Annotated in this window: 31 protein-coding genes; 2 read left to right on the forward strand and 29 right to left on the reverse strand. The window is 50.3% G+C overall.

All coding sequences use genetic code 11. The features are described from left to right. Nucleotides 1-6: 6 nt before the first annotated feature. The 21 genes from I6L54_RS15510 to I6L54_RS15610 all read right to left on the reverse strand — a co-directional run bounded on the left by I6L54_RS15510 (nucleotide 7) and on the right by I6L54_RS15610 (nucleotide 17411). On the reverse strand, nucleotides 7-591 hold the full coding sequence (locus I6L54_RS15510) for a DUF2163 domain-containing protein (protein ID WP_005121005.1): 585 nt from the start codon (nucleotides 589-591) through the stop codon (nucleotides 7-9). Continuing rightward, nucleotides 591-1184 carry a hypothetical protein gene (locus tag I6L54_RS15515; protein WP_040233602.1) on the reverse strand — a complete coding sequence of 198 codons (594 nt, stop codon included), beginning with the start codon at nucleotides 1182-1184 and terminating at the stop codon, nucleotides 591-593. Before I6L54_RS15515 ends, I6L54_RS15510 begins: the two co-directional genes overlap by 1 nt. Nucleotides 1185-1187: 3 nt before the next feature. Continuing rightward, the gene (locus tag I6L54_RS15520) at nucleotides 1188-3785 is read right to left on the reverse strand and encodes a phage tail tape measure protein (protein WP_052463791.1); all 2598 of its coding nucleotides are present in this window, start codon (nucleotides 3783-3785) and stop codon (nucleotides 1188-1190) included. A gap of 347 nt (nucleotides 3786-4132) precedes the next feature. Beyond that, a complete protein-coding gene (locus I6L54_RS15525) occupies nucleotides 4133-4309 on the reverse strand; it encodes a hypothetical protein (protein WP_156135325.1) in 177 nt (58 codons plus the stop codon). Nucleotides 4310-4427: 118 nt separating this feature from the next. Continuing rightward, entirely contained in the window at nucleotides 4428-4856 is a 429-nt protein-coding gene (locus I6L54_RS15530; protein WP_072041508.1) for a hypothetical protein, read from the reverse strand. Further along, complete coding sequence (locus tag I6L54_RS15535; protein ID WP_167335602.1) at nucleotides 4853-5347, reverse strand: Panacea domain-containing protein; 495 nt, start codon at nucleotides 5345-5347, stop codon at nucleotides 4853-4855. The genes I6L54_RS15530 and I6L54_RS15535 overlap by 4 nt, the downstream gene beginning before the upstream one ends. 435 nt (nucleotides 5348-5782) lie before the next feature. After that, nucleotides 5783-6250, reverse strand: coding sequence for a hypothetical protein (locus tag I6L54_RS15540; protein WP_137378436.1), 468 nt, complete (start codon nucleotides 6248-6250; stop codon nucleotides 5783-5785). A gap of 67 nt (nucleotides 6251-6317) precedes the next feature. Continuing rightward, nucleotides 6318-6539 carry a hypothetical protein gene (locus tag I6L54_RS15545; protein ID WP_233605540.1) on the reverse strand — a complete coding sequence of 74 codons (222 nt, stop codon included), beginning with the start codon at nucleotides 6537-6539 and terminating at the stop codon, nucleotides 6318-6320. Nucleotides 6540-6652: 113 nt separating this feature from the next. Further along, nucleotides 6653-7102 carry a phage-derived protein YdaY family protein gene (locus tag I6L54_RS15550; protein WP_040233594.1) on the reverse strand — a complete coding sequence of 150 codons (450 nt, stop codon included), beginning with the start codon at nucleotides 7100-7102 and terminating at the stop codon, nucleotides 6653-6655. Between the two features lie 61 nt (nucleotides 7103-7163). Continuing rightward, entirely contained in the window at nucleotides 7164-8336 is a 1173-nt protein-coding gene (locus I6L54_RS15555; RefSeq protein WP_040233592.1) for a phage tail tube protein, read from the reverse strand. A 26-nt stretch (nucleotides 8337-8362) separates the two neighbouring features. Next, nucleotides 8363-8755, reverse strand: coding sequence for a phage tail terminator-like protein (locus tag I6L54_RS15560; RefSeq protein WP_005121013.1), 393 nt, complete (start codon nucleotides 8753-8755; stop codon nucleotides 8363-8365). Continuing rightward, nucleotides 8752-9384 (reverse strand): hypothetical protein, encoded by a 633-nt coding sequence (locus I6L54_RS15565; RefSeq protein WP_040233589.1) that lies wholly within the window; start codon nucleotides 9382-9384, stop codon nucleotides 8752-8754. Before I6L54_RS15565 ends, I6L54_RS15560 begins: the two co-directional genes overlap by 4 nt. Before the next feature lies 1 nt (nucleotide 9385). Continuing rightward, nucleotides 9386-9769, reverse strand: a complete 384-nt coding sequence (locus tag I6L54_RS15570; protein ID WP_040233587.1) for a hypothetical protein — start codon at nucleotides 9767-9769, stop codon at nucleotides 9386-9388. 230 nt (nucleotides 9770-9999) lie between these two features. Continuing rightward, nucleotides 10000-10410: a hypothetical protein gene (locus I6L54_RS15575; RefSeq protein WP_005121016.1), complete on the reverse strand. Its 411-nt coding sequence runs from the start codon at nucleotides 10408-10410 to the stop codon at nucleotides 10000-10002. A 3-nt stretch (nucleotides 10411-10413) separates the two neighbouring features. After that, a complete protein-coding gene (locus tag I6L54_RS15580) occupies nucleotides 10414-10632 on the reverse strand; it encodes a hypothetical protein (protein WP_005121017.1) in 219 nt (72 codons plus the stop codon). Between the two features lie 39 nt (nucleotides 10633-10671). Next, nucleotides 10672-11808 (reverse strand): major capsid protein, encoded by a 1137-nt coding sequence (locus I6L54_RS15585; protein ID WP_040233586.1) that lies wholly within the window; start codon nucleotides 11806-11808, stop codon nucleotides 10672-10674. 87 nt (nucleotides 11809-11895) lie between these two features. Beyond that, nucleotides 11896-12660, reverse strand: coding sequence for a DUF6651 domain-containing protein (locus I6L54_RS15590; RefSeq protein ID WP_005121019.1), 765 nt, complete (start codon nucleotides 12658-12660; stop codon nucleotides 11896-11898). 104 nt (nucleotides 12661-12764) lie between these two features. Then, nucleotides 12765-13877: a phage minor head protein gene (locus I6L54_RS15595; RefSeq protein WP_040233584.1), complete on the reverse strand. Its 1113-nt coding sequence runs from the start codon at nucleotides 13875-13877 to the stop codon at nucleotides 12765-12767. Further along, complete coding sequence (locus tag I6L54_RS15600; RefSeq protein WP_005121021.1) at nucleotides 13864-15267, reverse strand: DUF4055 domain-containing protein; 1404 nt, start codon at nucleotides 15265-15267, stop codon at nucleotides 13864-13866. Before I6L54_RS15600 ends, I6L54_RS15595 begins: the two co-directional genes overlap by 14 nt. 3 nt (nucleotides 15268-15270) lie before the next feature. Beyond that, nucleotides 15271-16842 (reverse strand): terminase large subunit domain-containing protein, encoded by a 1572-nt coding sequence (locus tag I6L54_RS15605; RefSeq protein ID WP_040233582.1) that lies wholly within the window; start codon nucleotides 16840-16842, stop codon nucleotides 15271-15273. Continuing rightward, nucleotides 16839-17411 (reverse strand): terminase small subunit, encoded by a 573-nt coding sequence (locus tag I6L54_RS15610; protein WP_040233580.1) that lies wholly within the window; start codon nucleotides 17409-17411, stop codon nucleotides 16839-16841. The genes I6L54_RS15605 and I6L54_RS15610 overlap by 4 nt, the downstream gene beginning before the upstream one ends. Before the next feature lie 26 nt (nucleotides 17412-17437). Between I6L54_RS15610 and I6L54_RS15615 the strand changes: the two genes are divergently transcribed. After that, nucleotides 17438-17704 carry a hypothetical protein gene (locus tag I6L54_RS15615; RefSeq protein WP_040233579.1) on the forward strand — a complete coding sequence of 89 codons (267 nt, stop codon included), beginning with the start codon at nucleotides 17438-17440 and terminating at the stop codon, nucleotides 17702-17704. A gap of 287 nt (nucleotides 17705-17991) precedes the next feature. After that, nucleotides 17992-18198 carry a HEAT repeat domain-containing protein gene (locus I6L54_RS15620; RefSeq protein ID WP_040233578.1) on the forward strand — a complete coding sequence of 69 codons (207 nt, stop codon included), beginning with the start codon at nucleotides 17992-17994 and terminating at the stop codon, nucleotides 18196-18198. 85 nt (nucleotides 18199-18283) lie between these two features. On the opposite strand, the gene I6L54_RS15625 is transcribed toward I6L54_RS15620, so the two are convergent. The 8 genes from I6L54_RS15625 to I6L54_RS15660 form a co-directional block, all read right to left on the reverse strand. Beyond that, nucleotides 18284-18487, reverse strand: coding sequence for a hypothetical protein (locus I6L54_RS15625; RefSeq protein WP_040233576.1), 204 nt, complete (start codon nucleotides 18485-18487; stop codon nucleotides 18284-18286). 257 nt (nucleotides 18488-18744) lie between these two features. Next, entirely contained in the window at nucleotides 18745-19248 is a 504-nt protein-coding gene (locus I6L54_RS15630; protein ID WP_040233573.1) for a DUF2514 domain-containing protein, read from the reverse strand. Then, nucleotides 19248-19814, reverse strand: a complete 567-nt coding sequence (locus tag I6L54_RS15635; protein WP_040233886.1) for a lysozyme — start codon at nucleotides 19812-19814, stop codon at nucleotides 19248-19250. The genes I6L54_RS15630 and I6L54_RS15635 overlap by 1 nt, the downstream gene beginning before the upstream one ends. Further along, nucleotides 19814-20119 carry a hypothetical protein gene (locus tag I6L54_RS15640; RefSeq protein WP_012132741.1) on the reverse strand — a complete coding sequence of 102 codons (306 nt, stop codon included), beginning with the start codon at nucleotides 20117-20119 and terminating at the stop codon, nucleotides 19814-19816. The genes I6L54_RS15635 and I6L54_RS15640 overlap by 1 nt, the downstream gene beginning before the upstream one ends. Before the next feature lie 177 nt (nucleotides 20120-20296). Continuing rightward, entirely contained in the window at nucleotides 20297-20773 is a 477-nt protein-coding gene (locus tag I6L54_RS15645) for a hypothetical protein (protein WP_040233570.1), read from the reverse strand. Nucleotides 20774-21009: 236 nt separating this feature from the next. Further along, entirely contained in the window at nucleotides 21010-21420 is a 411-nt protein-coding gene (locus I6L54_RS15650) for an antiterminator Q family protein (protein ID WP_052463790.1), read from the reverse strand. Continuing rightward, on the reverse strand, nucleotides 21410-22054 hold the full coding sequence (locus I6L54_RS15655; protein WP_040233568.1) for an MT-A70 family methyltransferase: 645 nt from the start codon (nucleotides 22052-22054) through the stop codon (nucleotides 21410-21412). Before I6L54_RS15655 ends, I6L54_RS15650 begins: the two co-directional genes overlap by 11 nt. Further along, nucleotides 22051-22662 (reverse strand): recombination protein NinG, encoded by a 612-nt coding sequence (locus I6L54_RS15660; protein WP_040233566.1) that lies wholly within the window; start codon nucleotides 22660-22662, stop codon nucleotides 22051-22053. Before I6L54_RS15660 ends, I6L54_RS15655 begins: the two co-directional genes overlap by 4 nt. Nucleotides 22663-22664 lie beyond the last annotated feature (2 nt).

Here is a 22664-nt window from a genome sequence, read left to right on the forward strand (position 1 = left end):
GTTGCCTCACTTATAGGTAAATCCTGGCGCATCTTTTTTACTGCCCCAGTAAATCGAACGTTCAGACATCTGTGCCACATACCGGAATATGCGGTCGCCGGGATAAGCGGCCTGCTGCGATTCATCGGTATAGCGATCGGGGAAAGGCCGCTGCCAGTCTTCAAAAATATTACTGAGGGTGTACTGCAGGGCGTTTGTCCCGCCAGCGGTCGCCCCCGTACTGGATACCCGCCCTTTGAACAGGAGATCAGCAACCTGGACAACGCCGTTATCATCCATAGCCACCAGATAGATTTCGGCATTTCTGCCCACACAGCGCTCATTCAGCGTGGTGGCAAAGAGAGCCATATCCAGACCGGAAAGGGTCATTTTGACCTGCGTCGGGCTGGTTGTGCTGGTTTCACTGGCATCATCAACGGAGCCCATGCGGCCCATGCCGTAATAAACATAGCCGCCGAGAACCAGCGTCCCGGTACCGGAATGCACATAGACGGTGCCGGATTCAAACTGAATATTGGCAGCGATTGCAACCGTCACCCTGTCACGGGATAACCAGTCCACCATCGAGTCAGAAAACGGGGAATACAGCATTAAAATGCCTCCTCAAACTCAATTGTCATTGATGTTATTCCACCCGGTTTACGGTCAAATGCACCTTGCTGGTTATCTGAAAGCTTGAAAACCCCCCAGGGTTCTCGCACTTCTACCGTACTATTTGCCGCTGGAGATGACCGCAGCATTGGAGCAATTGGAATGACAGCGACACCGCTTGAATTGCTGAATACATCCTGAGTAACTTTTTTCAGTTCAGAATTCACGGTCAGATAGTCGCCGGCTCTCATCACCATTGCATTAGCCGTCCAGCCTTTAGTTGAAAGGGTGTTTCCTGTTTGATTTGCATCCGCCACTAACACTGTAGCGGCAGTAGAGCCACCATCACGCCCCCAGTCGCGAATTTTTACACGCCCATATTCTCCGTCCAGTGATGCCAGCACTGCCTCAATTTTTCTGGACTGAGCGTCATCCAGAACGTCATAGCCGACAGTACATTTCCACCGGGCCCCCGGAAAGCGCGCCACCTGAGATGAGCCATTGAATGGAGATCTGAATGTTTTGGTATTAGACTCGAGATACCAGTTGAGGGATGAAGGGCGTGGACCTGGCCACTCTAATACATCAGCCATTTGTTAAACTCCTAGTAATCTCCGCCCCTGCCCACGGCTCTGAAAATCCTGAAGCATTTCCTGTCGGGCCTGTCTGGCACCGTCATTGGCCCCTTTTCTGGCAGCTTCTTCCATTGCACGATTCAATGCAGCGTCGCCATTTCCTGAAACATGAATCGTTTGCTGAACGATTATGTCGCCAGAGAAACCGCCCCCCTGCTCTCCCATCATCCTGACCCCCAGATTCCCGTCAGGCGTTCTGGCAAGAGGCATGATTGCTTCCGGTCCAGCTTCACCAAATACACCAGCGCCTTTAGCGAAGGCAAAAAGCTTTGGTGAATCAAATACACCGCCAGAATATGCGCTAAGTGATGGAGAGTTATAAACCCCACCTTTAGCATTTTGTTTGAAGAAATCCAGCCCACTTGATGCACTGCCATAGGCTCCGGAAGGAGTTGAGCCACCGCTGTTCGCTGAACCAAATAACGAGCCCCAAATACCTGCGCCTTGCATTGATTTGATACCGTTTACGATCATCGCGTTCAGTAACACTTTTTGAAGGGACTTCAGAACACTCATAGACCACTCATTCCAGTCCGCTTTACTACCGCTCAACCCGTCGGCCATCGTATCGACAAGACCACTCATCGCTCCCTGAACAACGCCAGACATCTGTGTTGAATAGGTGGACGCAGTATCCATCCAGTTCCTGAAACCCTGCTCAATTCCTCCCTGCCAGTCATTATTCATTGCATCGAGACTGGCATAATGTTGCAGCATAATTTCCTTTTCACGATTCAGGGCATCAGTAAGCATCAGGGCTTTAGCGTTGTATGTTTCCTCGCTCATCCCTTTGGATTTGTCTGCATAGTCACGGTCAAGCTGCTGGCGCTGAGCGTTATACTTCTGGTCCAGTTGAAGCAGATCCTGCATCCGCTTCTGTTCCTTCTCGCCCATACCGAAGCCTGAATCCTGAACGGCATAGCTGGCCCGCAAGTTTTCCAGACCTCGCTCTAACGTACTGCGGTATGATGCAAGCTCCGTCGCCTCCTTCATCAGCCGGTTGTTTTTCTCCTGTTGGGCATTGCGCTCCATCAATGAAGTAATTTCGTCTTTACGAAGCAGTAGCGATTTTTGTGCGGTAGTTAATTGGGATGGTGATCGTGTTTCCAGAGTGGAAAGCTGTTGACGCCATTTGATGAGTTCCTGTTCAGAAGAAGACAGTTTGTTTGTTGCTTCAGCCTGAGTAACCAGCAGGGCGTTTTGCTGGTTGAGCTGATCAATCATACGTTGCCCTGCATCTTCAGTAACGGCTTTACCTTTTGGTGTTTTTGGGGTTTTAGATGCCTGCTCTTTAGCCTGTTTTAATTCCTTTTCACGAGCAGCGATCAACTTGTTAGAGTTGGAAATTGCTTCAGCATCACCAGATGCAGAGATTTCCTTTGCCATCGTTCTGGCATCTGAGAGTCGTTTTTCAGCAGAGGCCACACGATCAACAGAAAGGTATTCTTTGTTGATGTTCTCTATGGTGGCGCGGACATGTTCATTGCCTTCAATCCTTAACTGGTTCATCGTCTTTTGCAGGTCAATGCCTTGCTCGATGAACTTCAAACCGTAGTCAATAGCACCACCAAGGGCGGGATTTTGACGGCCCAAGTTAGCACCTGTGTATCTGTGTTTTTCTTTGATGGCTGCATCAGTCCATGCGTCGCCTATTTTGAGTATCTCACGACGATGCCTGTCAATTTCTGCGTTAAGCGCAGTGAAATTCCCAGATTCCTTATATTTGTCTACCTCTTTTCTGGCAGAGTCATAACTGTAACCAACATCGATTAATTTATTAATTGCCTCACTAGCGCCATCGTTGGTCGTAATAAACATGCTGCCGACTTCATCAATCGCCTGACCGGTCTTGTCGGAGATTGCAACCATGTTGAGGGCAAGTCGTTCGGCAGCATCGCCGTTAGCTCCGAGGGACGTTGTTGCGATTTTTGTCGCAGCATCGATTTCTTGTCGGTTCTGATAGATAGCGTAAGTGAGCAAGCCAACCGACGCGGCAGCCACTGTGAATGGGTTTACCAACCCCATGACGTAAGTGCTAACGCCTTTTAGTGCAGGAATAATACCGCCAAACATATCCTTAAGCTGGCCCCCTTGTTGTAACAGAACCATCAATGGTGGTTGCCCTGCAGCTAAGCTTGTGACGATATCGGTCATTTGCATCGGGACAAGTCGCATGGCAAAAGCCGTCTGCTTTGCTGACATCCCAGTATTTTTCAACTGGTCTGAAAATCCGGTGAGACGGTTACGTGCCTCATCGATTTTTTTCGAATAGACATCAAAGTCCTCATCGTCCAGCATATCTTTCGACTTGAATTTTGCGAGTTGTTGCTGCTGTTTATCCAACTTATTCAGCGCAGCATTAACCGGGTCAATGCGGTCAAGCAGTTCCGACAATGCTGCTGATTCTTCCTCTGTGGTTTTTTTCACCTTCCCTGCACTGGCCGCAGCTTTCATGCCCCATTCAGTCAGACCACTGAGGGCTGTCGTCAGATTTTCTGCGTTTTTCTCAGCGCCGGTACTGTCGATAATGATGGCGAGGCGGGATGTCTGTTCTGACATTGAGATCTCCGGGCAAAAAAAACCGCACGGTGGCGGCTACTGTTTGAATATCAGGATGTTGCTAACTGATAACCCTGGTTAATGTGTAAGCTCAGCCCGTCAGCGATGGGACTCTGACGAACTCTGGTAAGGAGGGATGGCTGATTACCTCTGAAAAAGGAAATTACTAATGGGAAAATTTTCCATCACATCTATCAGAGATATTGACTGGCAATCAGACCCTGGAAGGCCAGGAAATTGCAATGTAACGGTTGGTCTCAATACGCCAGTAGGGTTTGTACAAATTTCCTTTGACCCAGGTGAACTGGATATCAGAAAGGCAACCATTGAGGAACTCGAAAAGGTAGCTATCGCGAAGTTTCACGAGCGCTTAGAGCAGTAGTATCAATATAGGCACTAAACTCATCAATTCGATTTCGTAGAATTTGTTCAAGTCGGGAAAGTTGCTTATCTTTATTGCTTACCCGGCTTTCCAATTCTTTTACATTAAGCTCAAGAGCCTCAACTCGTTGTTCTAAATCCATAACTGTCTCCCGCCTTTCGGCATCAGGTAATAAAAAACCCGCAGTTAAGCGGGTTCATCAAAATTATTAATGTATTGATTAATAGCAATATATTAAGGGTGATCGTGTCAGAGACAGATTATGCAGCATCATTTGCCGCAGAGGGAACACAATATTTCTGATAGTAATTTTTTATCACTGGTTTTACATGTGGAGATATTTCGAATCCAGTCAGGATGCGCTGGAAGGTACTTACTTCACACGGCTGATGTACTCGAATATCCCCAGAAGTTACGCCATGAATTACGGTTTCAGCACCAAAAATCTCAGCTCGTCGATAAAAAACATAGCTGGGATGTCTTATAAATGGGTGGTCGCCTACATCCAGAACACAGGAAGGGTCAGTCTCAAAAGCATCAGTGATTGAAGTAAGATTTACAGCAAGAAAAGTTTCTTTCACCATCTTGGGGTAGTAGACCGGATCGTTACAGATAAAAAAGATATGCTCCTTCGAGCCAGAAAGAAGGAGTATTGTACCTTTTTGAACTGGGGAAAAATCCACTGTCATTTCAACCCACTGGCTATCCTATCAAGTTCTGAGAATTCTCTCATTCTGTCCGCTAAATGTCTAACCTGTTCCTCCGGCTTTCCTAGCGCACGAAACACACTTTCAGGATTAATTGTAAAGGCACCGCCTTTCGGGTCACACCATTCGGCACAATGATCATGGGTATAATCTCGAATTTGCCATTTTCCCATGTGCCCGAAATCTTGATAAACGCAGTCTAAAACAGAAAGGTCTGCATCACTAAGCTCATCAAGATCATCACGCTGAATTTCGCGTTCCTGCAATTGAAGATCGTAATGATCAGCATCTGTGATCCAGTTGTTCCAGCCTTCATCTCCTCTAGCAGCTCCTTTCATCAAGTCCAAGGAACGTGACAAGACAGGCCCATGAGGCATAGCCACCATCAGATCACCTGTTAATGGTTCACCGAAGCGGTCCATTGAAACACGATCAGATAGGTACATTAATTTCATGAGCTTCAGATATGCCATGCGTCCACCTTCTTTCGAAAGTAGATAGGCAGCTATCTGAGCTACTCTTTCTTCGCAGAACATAGTTGAACCTCTAAATCATTAATCAAAGCGGAAATCTACACTGATTCTATAGCCAGCTATAACTTTTAAGCAATCTTCATTTGGTCAAGATAGCCCCACGTTCGACGATGTTCGCAATGACCAGTTTGCAAGTTAGCGGCATTTTTGCCGAAATTACCTCTAAGGTAATCATAGAATCACAACATGTTCGTACAAAGTCGCAATACGTTCCAATGCGTTTCAATCTGTACCAATGCGCACAAATAGCACTTTTTGCACAAAAAACATATCCTGATTACAATGCACTACACCATAAATTGCTGTAATATCTCGCGCCCTCTGAATGGTGAGCTCAGATTTCGACCAACCCAACCCCTAGCCCACCTGAGTGGGCTACTGCAACTTAACCCCACCCATAACAAATCGTTTATTATCTTTGTTATAGGCCTCAAAATTTAAGGATTTTCCTTCATTGGATCTCACGAGACTTACTTCGCCGCGATCTCCACTAGCGCCTTTCATCGTGAAAGAAGTAGTCTCCTGACCGGCAAAGCTGCTATTGCTGATATCGCTTTGATAATAGGCATTACCGTCAACAATCATATCTACACGCCCGCTTTTATGGAGATACAGCTTAGTGTGATGCCACTTACCTGTCCCGGTCAGATCGCCAGTGAGGAATTCGCAGTTAAAAGAAACATCGCCTTTTTTACATTCTGACGCCATTTCTTCTTTCCCTGTGTCTATCATCTCAGCAATAGAAGGTGGATCTTTAGGTGGAGCTAACTTTGATAGTTGAAACTTGTCATCACAGCCCATCAATGACATTAAACTAAGCCCGACTACCAAAATTTTTTTCACATCCCTATCCCCATCATTAACATTTGCACACAGGTTAGCACAGGGGGAGAAAGAGGCAACGACACAGCTATTTGGCGTTTTCCTTCCGCTTCCGTTCCGCAACCCACTCATCCCGCCAGGCATCATCGAGGGCAAGTATGGCGGCTTCAAACTCAGTGCGATCAATCACAATAGAACGAGAGTCCAGATAGCGCTCAATATCACCCAGGGAAAACGGAAGCGGGACGCCAGCCATGCCAGCATATTGCCTGCCACGCGATATCATGGCGTAACCGTTGAGGATTTCCACCGTTACTCCGTCAATTTCAGGCTCTGGAACTGGCGGGAGTTTTAATTTTTTCCTTCGCCATTTGGCTTTTTCGCCCTGCTCTCCCCCAAATTCATTAATCCACTTCTGGGCCTCTAAGGCTTTTTTACGGTTTCCTGCTTTTGCTGCTCTTTGCCCTGGGCGATGCTGGCGGCTTCAGCCAGAATTTGCCAGTAAATCGCCGGTTCCTGTTTCAGAAGTGCGGCACCGCGTTCCGGCGTGTATTCAATCGGAACCTCTTCGCCATCTACACGCTCACCGACGCCCTTCCAGTCTTTCAGCAGGTATCGCGCGCAGTTGTCGATCAGCAGATCGTCTGCAGAGTCAATTTCCCCGACAGCTGAAAGGTTAAATTCACTGGTTCCCACCTGGTAACTGGCATCCATTTTTTCAATGTGACGGCGTATAAGCGCATTACGCGAGCGATACTGGTCGTTATCAATGCTGCTGACGAGCAATTTCAGCCCTTCAATGGGTTTCAGATCTTTCAGCGGTGTAAACCAGCGCTCGCCGCCAATATCAATTCGTGGGGTTAAGATGATCATTAAAAACTCCTGCATAAAAATGCCCGCGCCGCCATGCAGAGCGGAACGGGCAAGGAAAATTTTATGGCTCAGTAACGGTAATCTCAGCGGTGGCGGTGAAGCCTCGCACTTTTCCGGTTATCGTTGCGGTGCCGTCGCCGACTCTGTCTACTTGGCAGGTTTTTTGGCCTGTCGATACCACCGTTGCAACCGTCGGATCTGATGACTCCCACTGCACAGCATCAGTCGCACCAGCCGGGGTAAGGTTCGCTGTCAGCGTGACGGAAGTACCGACATCACCTGATGAAGTTGCTGGCGTTACGCTGATTGCCGTGGCTGGGACGGTAACAGCGCGGGTAATGGTCGGTGACTCGTCGGCCGCAGTGATATCCAGTTGAACCTGGATAATGTCGGTATTACCGCCATCCGGCCAGTCGCCAGCGACCTGCACTTTCGGGAAAGTGAAACTGTACTGACCTTCGTCATTCGCCAGCGTGAAACTGAATGGCACGGTTGCGCCGGTAAGCGTTTTGCTCCAGACCTCCCACGCGGCTTTTGACCACGACAAAGTGATCGAACCTGAAGGCGTAAAGGTGGTCGGGATATTGGCCCCGGCAAACGGTGAACCGGTGCCGATACAGCGCTGCGTCTGGACGTTATTGTCGAACTGGATGTTGAAGGTATCGATACAGAAACCATCACCACCGTCGATCCCGTTCAGGTTGATTGCTGTGACCTCTTTGAACGAGTAACGCAGTTCGCCAGCATTATCCGCAGGAGTGCCGCTGATGTAACTCGTATCATCTGCTTTTGAGTCCCAACCCAGCCCCGCGAATGTGACTGTCGCGGTAACGTCACCGTCGTTAGGAACTTCCAACTGGAACACACTTACTTGCGCGCCACGAACGATAGAGGCAATACCAACATCCGAAGCGTATGTCGCAAGTGAGAAAGAGATACGGTCATTCCCCATCGTCAGCACGTTGCCCGCCCACTCCGCGCCAAAACACGAAGCCAGAAAGTCATCATGCTGGCCGTAGCGGAATTTTGCCCCGACATCGCCGCCAACATCGACCGTTCCCAGCGTAGCACCCTGCGCCATTCGGGTGCCGCCGATCTCGTCGTTGTCGTTGGTATTCTGGGATGGACCAACGCCCCAGCTTGTACGTTTGAAAAGATTCCAGACGCCTGCAGGCGTAATTCCTGGAGTCGTCTCCCGGATAAAGGCCGAGAGTACCTTAGCGCCGCTCGACATGCGGTCACCTCCATCGAAGTTAAGCGCTACAGAGCGCGGTAAGGGATTTGTAGATTGAACTGAGACCAGCCATCCGTTTCGCCAGCGGGAACAGCGGATACGGCGAAATAACTGAGTTTTCCATCATCCTGAAATTCAAAAAGCTCACGGAGTTTGTCTGCTGTTTGAGTGATGAGGATGGTGCCAGAGCCAACAGGGACGAAGATCTGAATAATCAGCACCCCGGTGCGCTGAACGACGGGGCCAGCACCGATTTCATTCGCGCCGGCCAGTCCGGAAATATTGGTAAAGCGAGCCCAGATATCACGACCACTTGGGTCAAATACGGGTCCGTTGGGATAATCCACAGCATCAGAGGCAATAGCCGTCTGCGCCGTCATTCGGGTGATGACAGCGTTACGAATTTCTGTGAGGGTCATTTGTAGGCCTGTGTTACACCATTAAATGAAACCGCATAAACGCCTGCCGGTGCCTGCTTTGAGTGCCCGTTTTCAAGCGGTACGGAATAAGGAAGGTTTGACTGGATGTAGATGACCGAATAACTTGGCGCCGCAAGAATTGTCGACGTCCCGTTATTTATAGTGTTTGCACCATTCGGATCTGGCTCGCTTGGCACGTAATTGCTTGGAGAGCCAATGCTAACAAAATGCGATGCCCGGAAAGTCCCCGCGCGATAGCCTAGTGGTCGATAAATTTCCCCCTGTCCGCGCCTTAGCTTGCGTACGCGCTGGGGGCCGAATTTCCCAGCATTACTGCTGTACTCAGCATCGGCTAGACTGACTTTATTGCCTCGTTTAATCCGACGGTTACCGTTTTTGTCAGTGGTCCCGAACCGGTCACTGCTCCGAAGGGCTTCATTGATATCATTAACCCGGTCGCGCTGCTGAACCTGCATGCTATTGATAGCCCATATTTCAGGGTTACCGACCGGTGACCGAATAACGATCTCATTGAGCAACTGAATGGCTATAACACGTTGCAGTTTTCCGACATCCTCTTCCACCTTGTCAGCGAATAATGCTGGGTCAAGACTCCAGGCCTTAGCCATGTCACGCCCTCCGCAACTGAATGGAATATGTTGCTTTCGCCGGATCGGTTCCTGCCGTAATGACCTTGTAGCGCTGCTGTTCGCCGGTAATCAGGTCTGGTGCAGTGATGATGTGATCGACTTTCGGTTCGTCGGTAACTTCATTTGTCAGCGCGGTTAATTTCAGGTCGCCGTGCAGGATATTGACGCCATCGATACGGTTTAGTTTGTACCGCAACAGCACACCGCGCCCGGTATAGGTCACGGTGGTTTCACCGCCTGTTTCCGTTACCGGGTCCCATCCGGTTTGGATGACGTAAGAGCCGGTAAAGTTGTTAACGGCGTCGGCAAGATCGTCATCGAACGCTGCGGCGATTTCGGTCTGAAGCTCGTCACGAATGCCCATGATGGACACCATTGCATTGCCGGAACTCAACAGTGACTACACCACGTAATTTTCGCGTATACACCTCGCCATTTCGTTTTGCCCGGAGTGGATGCGGAGCGAATTCGACAATCCCCTTTCTCTTATTCGCATAAACGACATGGTTTATCTGGTGCCCGTTCACGAACACATCGCGACGCCCACGGCCATCACCGGCATAATGGATGCCAGGATTGATGATGTTTCTCACGTTACCCCCTCACCAGCCTTATTTGGGACTGATTGACGCCATATGGCTTGAGCATCGCCAGCGCCAGTTGCAGATCGGAATCAAGAAGCGCAGTGCTATTAACCGCAAGTTCAGCGAATGTCTTTGATACGCTCACGCCGTCGGCATCAACGGAATTGCTCAGCAAAGAACCAGAGTTTGTTTTCTGCTGATACAGCCCGCCATTTGCTGCCGCCTGCGCCGCATATGCGCCAGCCTGCTTAACATCATCAGGAATAATGACTTCGTGAGTCCTGTTATCGCAGGGCATTTTCAGGTTGAGGCCATTCATCCAGGTGTTAGCCATCAGTACCGATTTTGATTTTTTACTGGGATTAGTCCAGTCGGCACCGAGTATCTGATCAACGTCCGCCACTGTGATGTAGGTGATCATGAATCACTCCTCTACGCGCCAGCCTGCCGCCTTCCAGTTTTCTACTTCGTCAGGATGCACATCTGCGGTGGTAGGCGCGCCGGGGAATGCCGGGAAGTCAGTGAACATAGCAACCAACTGAACACCCTGCTCCTGCTGCTCAGAATTGTTTTGCGTAGTCCGTTTAGCGGTAAGCTTTTCTGCAGCACGCTGAACGCGCTGCTCTTTAGTTAATCCGGCCATTTGTCCTCCATTAAGAAAGGGGCCGAAGCCCCATGGTGGTTAACCCAGCAACACAACAGAATGTTCTGGTTTAATTGCTGCGACGCCCCAGGACAAACCGACTTCGTAACGCACCTGTCGGTACTGACGGTACAGCGCGACCTGGTAAGTAATACCAGATACCGGGTCGGTAGCGTTCATCACGTCATCCGCGGTGTCGCCGCCCTTCGGCATTGCCGGGGTTCGGGATGCCAGAAGGAAGGCGTTGCGATCAAATGCCATATTCGCGGTGTAGGAGCCACCAGCAGTAATAGCGGTATTATCGGCCAGCGTCTGACGTAATCCCGGAGCGGCCAGGGTGATAGTCGTGGCAGTCGCGGCAGCAACCAGGTATTTATTGCTATCCTCGTCGAACGTCACAATGTCACCTGCTGCGAAAGCGCCTGTACCGGTATCAATCGCAATCAGGATATCGCCTTCAGCTTTAGCTCCATTCACTAGGTACCCCGTAGCCGGAGATGCAGCGCGTTTCTTAACATGCGCTGATTCGTGGATGTTGAAACCTTCCAGGCGACCAATCACACCTTCACGCAGAAGCGCATCAGTGCCGGACTCGTTTACCTTGAACAGCACGGCCTGTTTACCGCGGAGATTAGCAACAGCAGAAGAACCCAGCACCATTTGTAAATTAGTGGTCGGGGCGCCATTGTCTGACAGTACCTGGCGTGCATTCGCTGCATCAGACAGATCGGATGCAATACCGAATGGCGCTGTTCCAGCAGTACCAACTGCCCGCGATGAGGCGTAATACAAAGCTGCGAGATCTGCATCCATCTCATTTGCCAGCGCACGAAAGGCTTGGGTGAACTGATCCGCCAGAATAGTGTTGTAGGTGCCAGCTGGCCCCAGTGCCAGTTGCTCTTCTCCATTCCATTTAACCGGGGCCATTTTGGATTTGGTGATTTTGACATCAACGTTGCCGATTGTCTGATCACCGTCATTCGGCGCAGTAGCGCCAGGTTCGATATCAACCGTTTCCGCTGGCGGTGCCACCGGCGCACTGACAGTTTGCCCTTTCGCCGCCGCATCAGCTTTTGCATTGCGCGATACGGCAGGAATAAGACCGACCTGCTCGCGAGAAACGGTATCCAGAGCCGTAAAGATAGTCGGGATCAACCCGGTAAGTGTGTTAGCCATGTGTATGGATTCCTTGGAGATTTAAATATAGGGTTGGTTGAGCTATCCAGCTCTGGCACCAGCCGCCATCCGACGACTGGCAAAAAATTAATCGACGATGGTGATACCGTCTTTGAGGGTGGATTGCTGATCTGCCGGACTCAGACTGGTGAACGAGTCACGTTTCATTGTCTTCTGCCCGGAAGCATGCTGTGTTTGGCGCGAACCAGTACCCTGATTACCGCTGGCCTTCAGGATGTGGTCTTTTTGCGGGTACTGCTCCACCAGAAATTCCAGCGCCTCATCAAAGGCCGCCAGCTCACCCGGCTTAGAGCGGGAGTAAATTTTGTTGCCAGAGCCGTCATACGCAACAACTTTGCCATCCTCAACTTTGAACGACTGACCAAAGCGGGCCTGGAGCATGTCGGACGGGATTGCGACTTTGTCTGCGATGAATTTTGAGCCAGAGAACCGGCCGCCGATCATTTCCTGATAGAGCTGGCCTTCGAGGGTGGTCGCGCGCAGAGTGGCTTCATCGAGCTGAGTCTGAAACGCTTTGGTGATATCCGCTTTCACCTGGTCAACGGCACCCGCGTCGATCAGTTTTTTCTGGTCAATTTTGGTCATCATATCCAGCGCTTCGAGTGCCTTCGTCGGGTCACCAATTTTGGCAAATTTAGCCAGGCTGGCTTCGGCAGTTTCTTTGGCTTCGCGATGGGATTTAGCCTCGCCATTCAGCGACGAGATTTTGCTGACAGCCTGAGCAGCATCGAAGCCAATTTCTTTCCCGTCGTCATGCACGTAAACCGGCAGACCGTTAGCATCGACTTCTGCGTAGTGCTTACCGTTTACTTCTACTGTCTTCAGTTTCATGTTGTTACCTTTGATTTGGTCATCCGACCGTTGCACCGCTCACCATCCGGATTGCGGCCATAAAAAAGGCCGCCCGGAGGCAGCCTGTTGTGATTTATTGAAGATTAAAGCCCTGCATCCCTGAACGCCTGCGCGTCACGTTCACGCAACTGCGCCAACGTCAGCCATTCGCCTTTGTCGGTGTAGAACTCATCAGGAGACATGCCACCATCACGAATCAACCGGGCGCGCTTCTCGCCAACGATTTGCTTCTGGCGATCGAACGACTGACGCGAGAACCATTCCTGATAGTTGGTATCGCCGGGCACAACACCATCCATGCTGGCGCGTTCCGCTGGCGGGATATCGCGCACATCGATACCCAACTCTTTCGCTGATTTGAGGATGAAGGTTTCAGTGGAACGGCAGCAGAAATGAATTTTTCCAGGCCCTTGTAGATACGGGATTTTGTGACCAATCGGCTTGTTATCCAGCGTGTACTTAAGGCGGTCACGAATCCTGCACATCTGCGTCGTTCGGTTGTCCAGGGTGGAAAGCCACTGCTTACCCTTCATCAGGTCATTATTGGCGTCAGCAAAGCTGTTACGCGCCGTCGCCGCAAGATGCCCCACCGCCGTTTTCGCGATACTGGCGGCATTGGCGCGACTCAGTTGCAATGCGCCATCCTGATAGCCACGATTGGCGTGGCCGCGAACCTTGCGCGCTATCTGCTCGTTTGTATCTCCCAGCAAAAAGCCCTGTCGCACTGCGTTACTGATGCGGTTGAGGCGATCCGCTTCGAGGTTTGATGCCCACTCGCTAAGCAATCGACCCTGAAATGGCTGTGCCAACGCCGCAGCATAAACAGCGTCTGGAGAAATACCAACCAACGGATGAACGTCGGTCACGAACTCCGGCAACAGCGCATCAAAGAGACTCAACTGATACCCAGCCTCATGTTGTGCCAGGTCATTCAGTTCAGTAGACAGGCTGGAAAACATGCCGTTTATCGCAGTGCGGTTAATTTCCCGCACACTCGCCAGCAGTGCTTCAAGACGTGTGACAGTAAAGCTATTCAGCTCTATGCCATCCATCGCCACCAGCAGGCGCGCCGTCAGTTCAGCATCACTTTCGTTGAGCAGTTTCACCATTCGACTGGCAACGCCGGTACTGTAACGACTAATCCAGATAGCGTGTGCTATGGACTCGTCACGCAGTTGATCGTTAACCGTTGCCATCGTTACCACCCATCAGTGTTACCTGCTGGTTTTTCAGCTCGTCGATCACATCATCCGGCTTCGCGTCAGGGTCGATGAATTTAAGCGCCTGGAGCACGCGAACAGCATCAACCTGGCGAATGTCACCACCCTGTCGCAGGGACTGAACGGCCATAGCAGCAGATGAATCGAACGTCTGAGCAGAAACATCCAGCTCTGTACGCACATCAACATTGCCGCCATCACTTTCACCAATCCACTCGGCCATGATTTGCAGAATGTTATCAAGTGCATCCTCCAGCGAACTCGCCATGGTGTACAGCGGCGAGTTTTCCTGCATATGCTCTTCATGCGTCTGGTCGTCAGATTTTGTTGATGTGTTTTCTGCACGCAGCAGCTTCGCGCCCGCCTGGCGCATCTGGTTTTCCAGATTTTCCAGTGATGTTTCACCTGACTCGATGGCGGCGCCGGTATGCTCGGTGTATTCCATACCCTGTTTTGCGCGGTCACTGAATTTAGTAGCGCTGGATGAGCCAATGACCAGTTCCTGATCGTCTTCCAGGCCAAAAACAGACAGAAGCGGCACACGCACAACATGAAGAATGTTGTCCTGCTCACTCTGGCTTTGCCAGTGCTTGATGTTCAGCAATGCCAGATTCAGCAGTGGTGGAGAACCGCGCATAAACCCGGTTTTTTTGGTGTAGAGCGTTACAAGGGTAATGTCGTCACGGCTGGTTTCCCAATCTTCGTAAAGAGTCCATGTGGATTCCCCACCATCACCTTTGTTACGGCGCCAGATTTCCACTTTACGCGGCATGATGTGGCGGATCTGCTCAACTTTGGTTTGCCCGAAGTCGTCACCATCCACAACAATGACTTCTTTTACGCGCAACTCAGTGAGCACAACCTTTCCGCTGACAACCTTTGATTTCCACCCAATCACCTGGCGAGGGTTCAGCATCGTTACATATGGGCGACCACCAGCAGCCTGTTCATCTGCTTTTGTGCGAATTTCTTCAGCGTTGGTACGTGGATAATCCACCAGCGCATGGGCAAGACCGTACTGAAATGCCAGGCTGAAGAATTGCTGCGCCCAGACATCAAGGCGACTGCCTTCCATATCGATGTTTTCGGCATAATTTTTGATTTTTTCCGGCGTTTTTTCGCTTAACACGGTTGGCTCAGCAAATACACGCCCGGTATTTTGCTTAATGCTTTCTTCGTAGGCCGGGAGCAGCGTCGCAACAGACAGGCGTTTCTTATAGTCCTCTTTATCCTCGCGCGGCCAGCGAGGTAGGTAGGCTTCGCCCTGCCGGCGCATTTCCAGCGTGCCGCCCATCAGAGCATCGTTAATGTCCCACGCCTCAACCATGTCGTTATAGTCGAGGTTGGGTGTCGAAATATCTGGCATGGTTTACATCCGAAGTTTGGTGACTTTGCCGACTTTCTTCGGCGGTGAATGCAGAACTTCATAACGAGTTCCGTCCCAGTCGTGATCTTCCTGCTGCGTGTCAACGTCATCAGGATTTTTGCTGTCGCGGACGAGCACAGGAATACGGCTTATCCAGCCACGGCAGTAATCAAAAACATAAAACGCGGGTTTTTCTGGTATCCCGGATTCCAGTTTTTTGCCTTCAACAACCGCCTCCAGCATGTCGGCGAACAACGCGACACCATTAACGCGAGAACCGGGTTTTTTGTTGGCCTCAACCCATTTGACGCCCTGCACTTCCATTTTCTGAGCGATAGAGAGTTCATCATCGCCAGTATTGTAGATCGCGCTATCGGCCGGGCCGGGTACAACCTTTTTGCAGATACCCGGCATAATATTGAGTTGTCCCTGAGTGACACCATCGAGTTTTATCTCGTCAGGTTCGTCAACTTCCTGGCCTGTTAGCCGCTTATCAATCCACGCGACGCCTTTTGCGACGTTGGTAGATGACATGTTCAGCCCTTTATTCAGTTCGTCAGGCGGGCAACCGTACCACTCGCCAATCAGAATCAGAGACCCGGCGGGCGGGCAGAATTGACGTCCATCAGGCAGCGTCGCGACAGCGCCATCCGTGCGAGCCCACCAGAGATTAGAGAACGGCTTTGATTCACCCCAGTCATGTGAACGGTCAACGGTCCAGCTATCCGGTATACGGAACGGCTTGATAACGTGCAGTGACGCATTCCACAGGTGGTCAAAGCGCCCGCCGCTGGTAACGTCCCAGGAACCCTCAACCCATGCTTTTCGCCGGTTCGGGTCTTTAATCGCCATCAGCGTTGCGATGTACTGCGGATCCAGATACGGGTTTTCTTTGAACGAACCGTGTATCGCCACGCGGGTAAGCGTCACATCCTCTTCGCGCTCTGTTTGCGGGTTAAACACCTTCTGCGTTTCACGAATGATGGTGCCGCGGGGCGCTGGCTCAATGAAGCGCTTCTTCACCCATGTGTGGCCGATGCCGAACGGGTTAGTCGTGCTGAATGTTTCCAGGGGTATCGGCTTCAACAGGTTGCCACCAGCCAACGGGTAGTTCTCTGGCCGGAACGATGAGCGTCGGCAGGAGAACATCATTTCGTAAAACTCTGCCGACTGCTGCTTGGTCAGCTCGTTGAATCCGATGAACGGGAACTCCTGACCGTGGTAGTCCCAGTAGTCACTCTCTTCTTTCCCGAATCGAAAGAGCAGTTCTTCGCCGGTCGGCCATACCCAGCGCAGTTCAGATGCTGACGCCAGATAGCGTGCACCGTCGTTAAACAGGCGATACATACGCTTTGACTGGGTAATGATGTCGGTGAGGTTTTTATACTCGGTATCAAAAATGACGCCACGCCAGAACGAGCCATAGCCCAAGCCAACCAGGCGACGAAAGCGCGCCAGCTGCGCAGCAGTTTTACCCGGACCACGCGTACCTTCATAGAGGATTTCGTTACACGGGCAACTCAGGGAGAGCGATTGCGATCCCGGCAGAGGTTTCCAGACGGCTTTGTAATTCATCCACCTAATACCTCACCTTGCTGTTTCTGTGCTGCCTTTTCCCAGTCATCTACGTTATCGCAGGACGGGACCGGCATGATGCTGTGGGTTGCCGAGACCTTCTGCTCAACCTGTTCTTTGAATGCCTGCACCTTAATGTGCTTGCCGAGCAGTTCAAGGTTCTTGACCTTATCCGGCCACTTAACCTTTTTGAGAATGGTCTCCGCCGTTTCCTCGTCAAAGTTCTGAATCGTGGTGCTGATGTCCAGGCCGGTTAGCGACGTTCGCCAGGCTTTTGGCCACGAACTGATCGGCCTCAGGCTACCGTCGTCGTTTAGAATGTCCAGAACGTCCATCTGGTCGATCTCAACTAAGCGACGGAGCACATATGCAGCGTCGATACCTACCAATTCACAGCGTTGTGACTTCAGCTCGCCAATGCGATCCTGAATGTCTGGTTTTGTGAGGTTTTCACTGCCAGTCTTACGGGCGGTTTTAACGCTGTACCCCGCCCGAATAGCCGCTTGTGTGGCATTCAAATCGATGAGGTACTCGCGACAGAACATTTCTTGTTTGTCGGTGAGTGCCATATGCATATCCGTGATGGTGAAAAAATATGAATTTTAGAGATGACTTTCTACCTGAGCACTATGGGCTTCGGGTGTTTGTATTCGTTGTGTCATTCATTATTTATCTCGTAGCGATAGTGTTTTCATGTATAGCTGTAGACAGCAACCCTCAGTTATCTATTGTTCTTTTAGCGTTAGCAATTACATCTTTGCAGGCTGGAGCATCCAACCTTAAAATAACCACCCGTCCCAAAATCATCATTGGCGCAGTATTAACACTACTACCAGCAGTTGTAGCCATTCTCGGTGTTTGACGACCGTTGATACAGAACAGTGACACTTTGAATACTCAAGTGTCATTCTCTCTTTACCTTAACCACAACTTGGGATCATATAATTGATTCAAATTCGTTGGAGGCCTTCCCTCGCAGGGTACGCGCACCGTATCTCGATAGCCTCCCAGTCCGGTTTTGCCATAACGTCCTCTAGTTTTTGCCTTTGAATTGCAGGATATTAGTAAGTTGAACCGATGGGGTACTTGCGGCTGCACATTTCCGGCTTGTCGGTGGGTATCATTGTTATTTCATGAAAAGGAAAAATTATGGGCATGCCACACCCGATAGCTAACATGTTACTGTTTCAGATGATGACCCCGTCTAAGGACATCAAACTTGCTGCAATCTATGCGTTAGGCGAAGGTAGGTGCCAGGCGGATAACATTTCACAAGAACTACATAAACTAAGTCAAAGTGATGATCTGGAGATTAAAATCGCAGCCATCAAGGCAATTGGCCGGCTCTATCGATAAGTGATTTGATTCCGCCATTACGCTTTCCATGCTGATGGCAATAAAACAGCCACCAGCGCTTGCCAGTGGCTTAATGAGGGTAAAGTTACACCTCTAATTTTTGAATCGCCTGGATTGAAGTGACAACACATTGGCGACGACTGACATTGTTTGCTTCCGCAATGTCCATCTCAGTTAATAGAACCTGAGAGTCTATATCCTGTCCTTCTTCTAATCGAAGGAAGTGATTGCCTTTATTCACCAAAATCCAGTCAGCGGAGTAAATCTCCCAAACGAGAAAATACAACATAAGCATCCTTATCAACAGTTATAAACACTGAAGTGTAAGTCAGCATAAACCTTACTAAAAGCATTATCGAAGCCCCTCAGCGAAGAGCTTCTGTAATGATTAGGCTCTTATCTCAACGCAGCCCTTTACTGCGTGCCGGATGCTCAGTTTCGAGCATCTGCGATGAGACATTAAAGCCGACCGAAGGCCAGCGGCGTTCCTCAAGTTGCCGACAGAGCCATATCGACAAGAGGATGAAAACTAGCAGCATGAATCACCTATTGGTTATTCGACAGTCTCACTGATTCGTAAATCCGCTCACACGTCATTCCGGCGCGGTAGCTTTCGTCAGATCGTTCAGCATAATATCGAGCTTCTTCCGCAAGGCTTCCGAGCATGTCGGCGAGCATTCTGGCGTCGGCTCCGGCTGTTTTGCTTCTGACGGTAGCGGCAAGATCTGCGGTGTGCTTTGCGGCGTCCAGGCGGGTAGCGAGTTTAGTTGCTTCGGTGCGCAACTGGCTAACAGTGGCAGACAAGCCAGCAGCAGTGGCAGCAGATTTAGCGGCTTTCGCTTGTGCATCTTTCACAGCCTCATCACGGGCAATTATGCGCCCTTGTTCAATCATGCGGGCTGCGGTCTGCGCGTTCGCTGTTTGCGATGATTCCGCGCTGTCACGTTCCGCCCACTTTTTTTCCCAACCGCGGCTGCTCCATACGCTACCGGCGATGAATGCGGCGACCACCAGCAATGCAACGACAATAAGTTGAGAGCGCAGGCTCATCAGAATACCCCCGGCACTGACACCGGAATGCCAGGGTTAAGCGGTCCAAATCCATCATCCAGCTTTATTGGTTTTTCGCCCCACAGGCAAACCTCACGCTCAATCTCACGCCGGGTGATTAATCCTTTCCACTGCTTACCACCGGCATATGTCCAGCGCCTTAACTGTTCGCATGCACCTTTGATATCGCCCTGGTTGATTTTGTACAGGAGCGTTGAAGTCTTAAAGTTTCCCGCGCCTACGTTATACGCAAATGAGTACAGCGCACCTCTCATCGTTTCTGGGATCGGAGCGTTGATATATGGGTTAATCTGTCGGGCGACAATATTCAGGTCTTTATCAAGCAGCGCCTGGCACTCAGCTTTGGTGTAGGTCTTGCCGAGAACAATATCCTTTCCCGTATGGCCCCAGCATACAGTCCAGACGCCGACTACATCGCGATAAGGCTGATAGCTCACACCTTCAAGACCATCATTGCCAGTTGGGCCAGTAATCAGCGCAGAAGATATTGCAATTGCCCCACCACCTACTGCGGACCACACATATTTTCTTAATGCAGTATTCATCATTCACCAGCCTTGGTAAGCGCGTCGGCAACAACACTTACAGCCGCCGGACGTTCAGCAATGGGTTTATCACTGATGCCATCCAGGTAATCGCGGATCATGGCTGTGCGCTTTTCGTCTTCTTTGCGTTTACGCCGGGCATCAATTCGTCCATTCACATAAGAAATCAGAGAAATAAGCAAACCGACAGCGCCAAAGAACATGTAAACCATATCCTGTGTGGTAAAACCCAATGCTGCCGCGAGGGTTCCAACCCACGCAAAAAACTGCGTGAAAATGTTCCCTGAGTGATCGTTCATTCTCATGGTCTCTTACCTCGCGTTTTTCGGAGGCTGTGTTTGAAAGGGTCAGACTTCACGGGCTGGATTTATCAACAAAGCACGTAGCGGATGATTCCCGTGAGCCTGAAATAAAAAAGCCCCGTGAGATACGAGGCTTTATCGCAATTGAGTTTAGGTGAGACTGCTGGTGTTCAGTCGTCGTTAGTCCCTACAAGGGCTTAATTCAATGAGGGTTTTAAGTCCATCTGTAGACACATAACGGGCGCTGGATTGAGGGTTATATATGAGATATTTGGTGGACGGGTATCCTCTGATAGCATCCAGATTCGCAGCAAACCATCGCCCCTCAGGTTTGAGCTTCCCATTGTGCACCTCATCTAGAAGGTATTTTTTATTTAATGTCCATACAGCCCACAAAGAGTCATTCGGATTCCCGCTCCAACCCTGTTTGATGGCCATATCACGAGTCACGTAATTATTAGGGATAGTATATCTATTAATATCTCTCAGGAGAGTAACCAGAGATTTAACGTCCTGGATGGTTCCCATATTTTTCAATGACAATTCGCGATTTGCATCATGAATGGCAGAATCGCAGGATACTTGCTCCGCATAAGAAAATCGTGTCTGGAGAATCAGAGTGGACAGGATGATCAGAAAAAGCATTAATTTTTTCATTTTACCTCCGTGTGAGTTCAAACCTCCGCAATTCTGGCAGTTAATACGGCCGCGTTACTTGCGACAACTCACAAAGAGGTGTTTTTATTACTTACCTGTTCTGGGGGAAGTGTATTCCGAACAACAGTAGCAAAGCAAAAACCCCGCCATTTCTGGCAGGGCTTCCATTGTTAAGCTGTGTGTCGAAGTGACCACTCTTAACAGCTTATTCATATTTTTACGTACGTAAACTATTTTTATGCAGCCGCAACAATTTTTCCTTCGGGGATAAATGTCACGTCAATATCCATTTCAAGCTTCACTTCGAGCATCATTAACATGCCTTCAATTATTCCCTCACCTTTCTGTAGTTTTTTCCCTATATGACCATCAGAGCAGTTATGTTTTTTTGCCAGCGACATAAATGTCATCCCGAAAAGATAGTAATCCACCAGCAAATCATGAAGCTCGCTATTGCCTTTGTTCAGTCGGGCCATACAACCACAGATAACCATTGCATCATCATCACAACATTGAACACGGGATTTAGTCTTTGCAGGTATGAGCCCTTTAAAGCCAGCCGCAATATGAGCCCATGTAACGTCTTCACTGTTATTTGCTGCCCAAGCGCCCCAGCGCTCCATTACCATTTGAATATTACGCTGCATGGTTCACCTCTTTTATCTGGCCCGTAATCATTTCAATGCTGTTGTTGCATTCGTTTCCCCAGCGGTCCCATCCGTTCCACTCTTCCCGAGCGAATATTTCGATTCTTTTCACATCACCGTATAATTGTTCCAGTCGGTTCCTGACTTCCCACGGCTTTGCGCTGTGTTCGCCAAGGCAGGTATGCACAACCTGTTTTACTGCTGCGCTGGCGCGTTGTAAGCCAGTTCCTCTGGTAGCAATCAGCACATCCTCGGTGTTGCTGCGGATATGGTTGCCACCGTTCATGCGGGTTTCACGGTCCAGCATTTCAAGCAGATCGTTGAAGTCCACCAGCTCTCCAGTGCTCAAAGCCTTATTGAAGCGATCAGCAGCGTTCTGATTCAACTTCACCCACGTAAAGCCCTTCATCGTTCTTACCCGGAATCCCCATGATTCAGCCAGTTCTACAGCCTCGCGGTTATGGGTTCCGGTGTACCACATCGCAAGAACAGCGTTTTCAGCAGTAAGTGACCAGACAGGAAGGCGTTTAAGTTCTTCCATGCTCATGGTGTTGTAATGATTACAGGCCGCACCGTTGCTGATTCTGTTTCCGTATTCCCACGGTGGATCACAGTAGATAAGGTCGTATGTCACGCTGCCTCCTGCTTTTTCAGTGCGCGTAAGTCGGCCAGCGCGGTTAGTCTGATTTCCTTCAGTTCTTCGACGGTCCAGCGATGCGGGGTGTTATTATTCTCGAGCGCCAGTACCGGCTCTTCACCATAACGCTCCACCAGCGCAGCCCGGTATGCTTCGATATTCCCGGATTTGTGGACGTTGCAGACGTCACACTGAAGATGGATGTTGAAGCGAGTGAAGCGCAGATGCCCGGCGGCGGCCGTAGTCCGATAATGGCCAGCATGCCAGGCGAACGCCGTTTTAGTTCCGCAGGAAATACAGCCCCGCCCCTCCGCCAACTCGGTCTCGCGGCAAATGTCGTTTACAGCGCGCTGCGTCAGGTCAACCCAGTGCTTCAGCGGTTTAACTGCTGCTTTGCGCTGGCGCCAGGCTGCGCGCTCTTTTTTCTCGGCAGCACGCTGTTTGGCAGACTCCTTGCGTTGTGCCGCCTCCCTGACCTTTCTGGTCTGCTCTTTTCCAACCGCGCTGGCGCACTCATAACCGCAGACAGTCTGCGTGTCGCGCACCGGGTGGAACCACTTCCGGCATTCTTTGTTGGCACACTTGCGACGAGGTAGCTTAGCCATAC

Origin of the sequence: Citrobacter pasteurii (assembly GCF_019047765.1) — a bacterium.
Classification (GTDB): domain Bacteria; phylum Pseudomonadota; class Gammaproteobacteria; order Enterobacterales; family Enterobacteriaceae; genus Citrobacter; species Citrobacter pasteurii.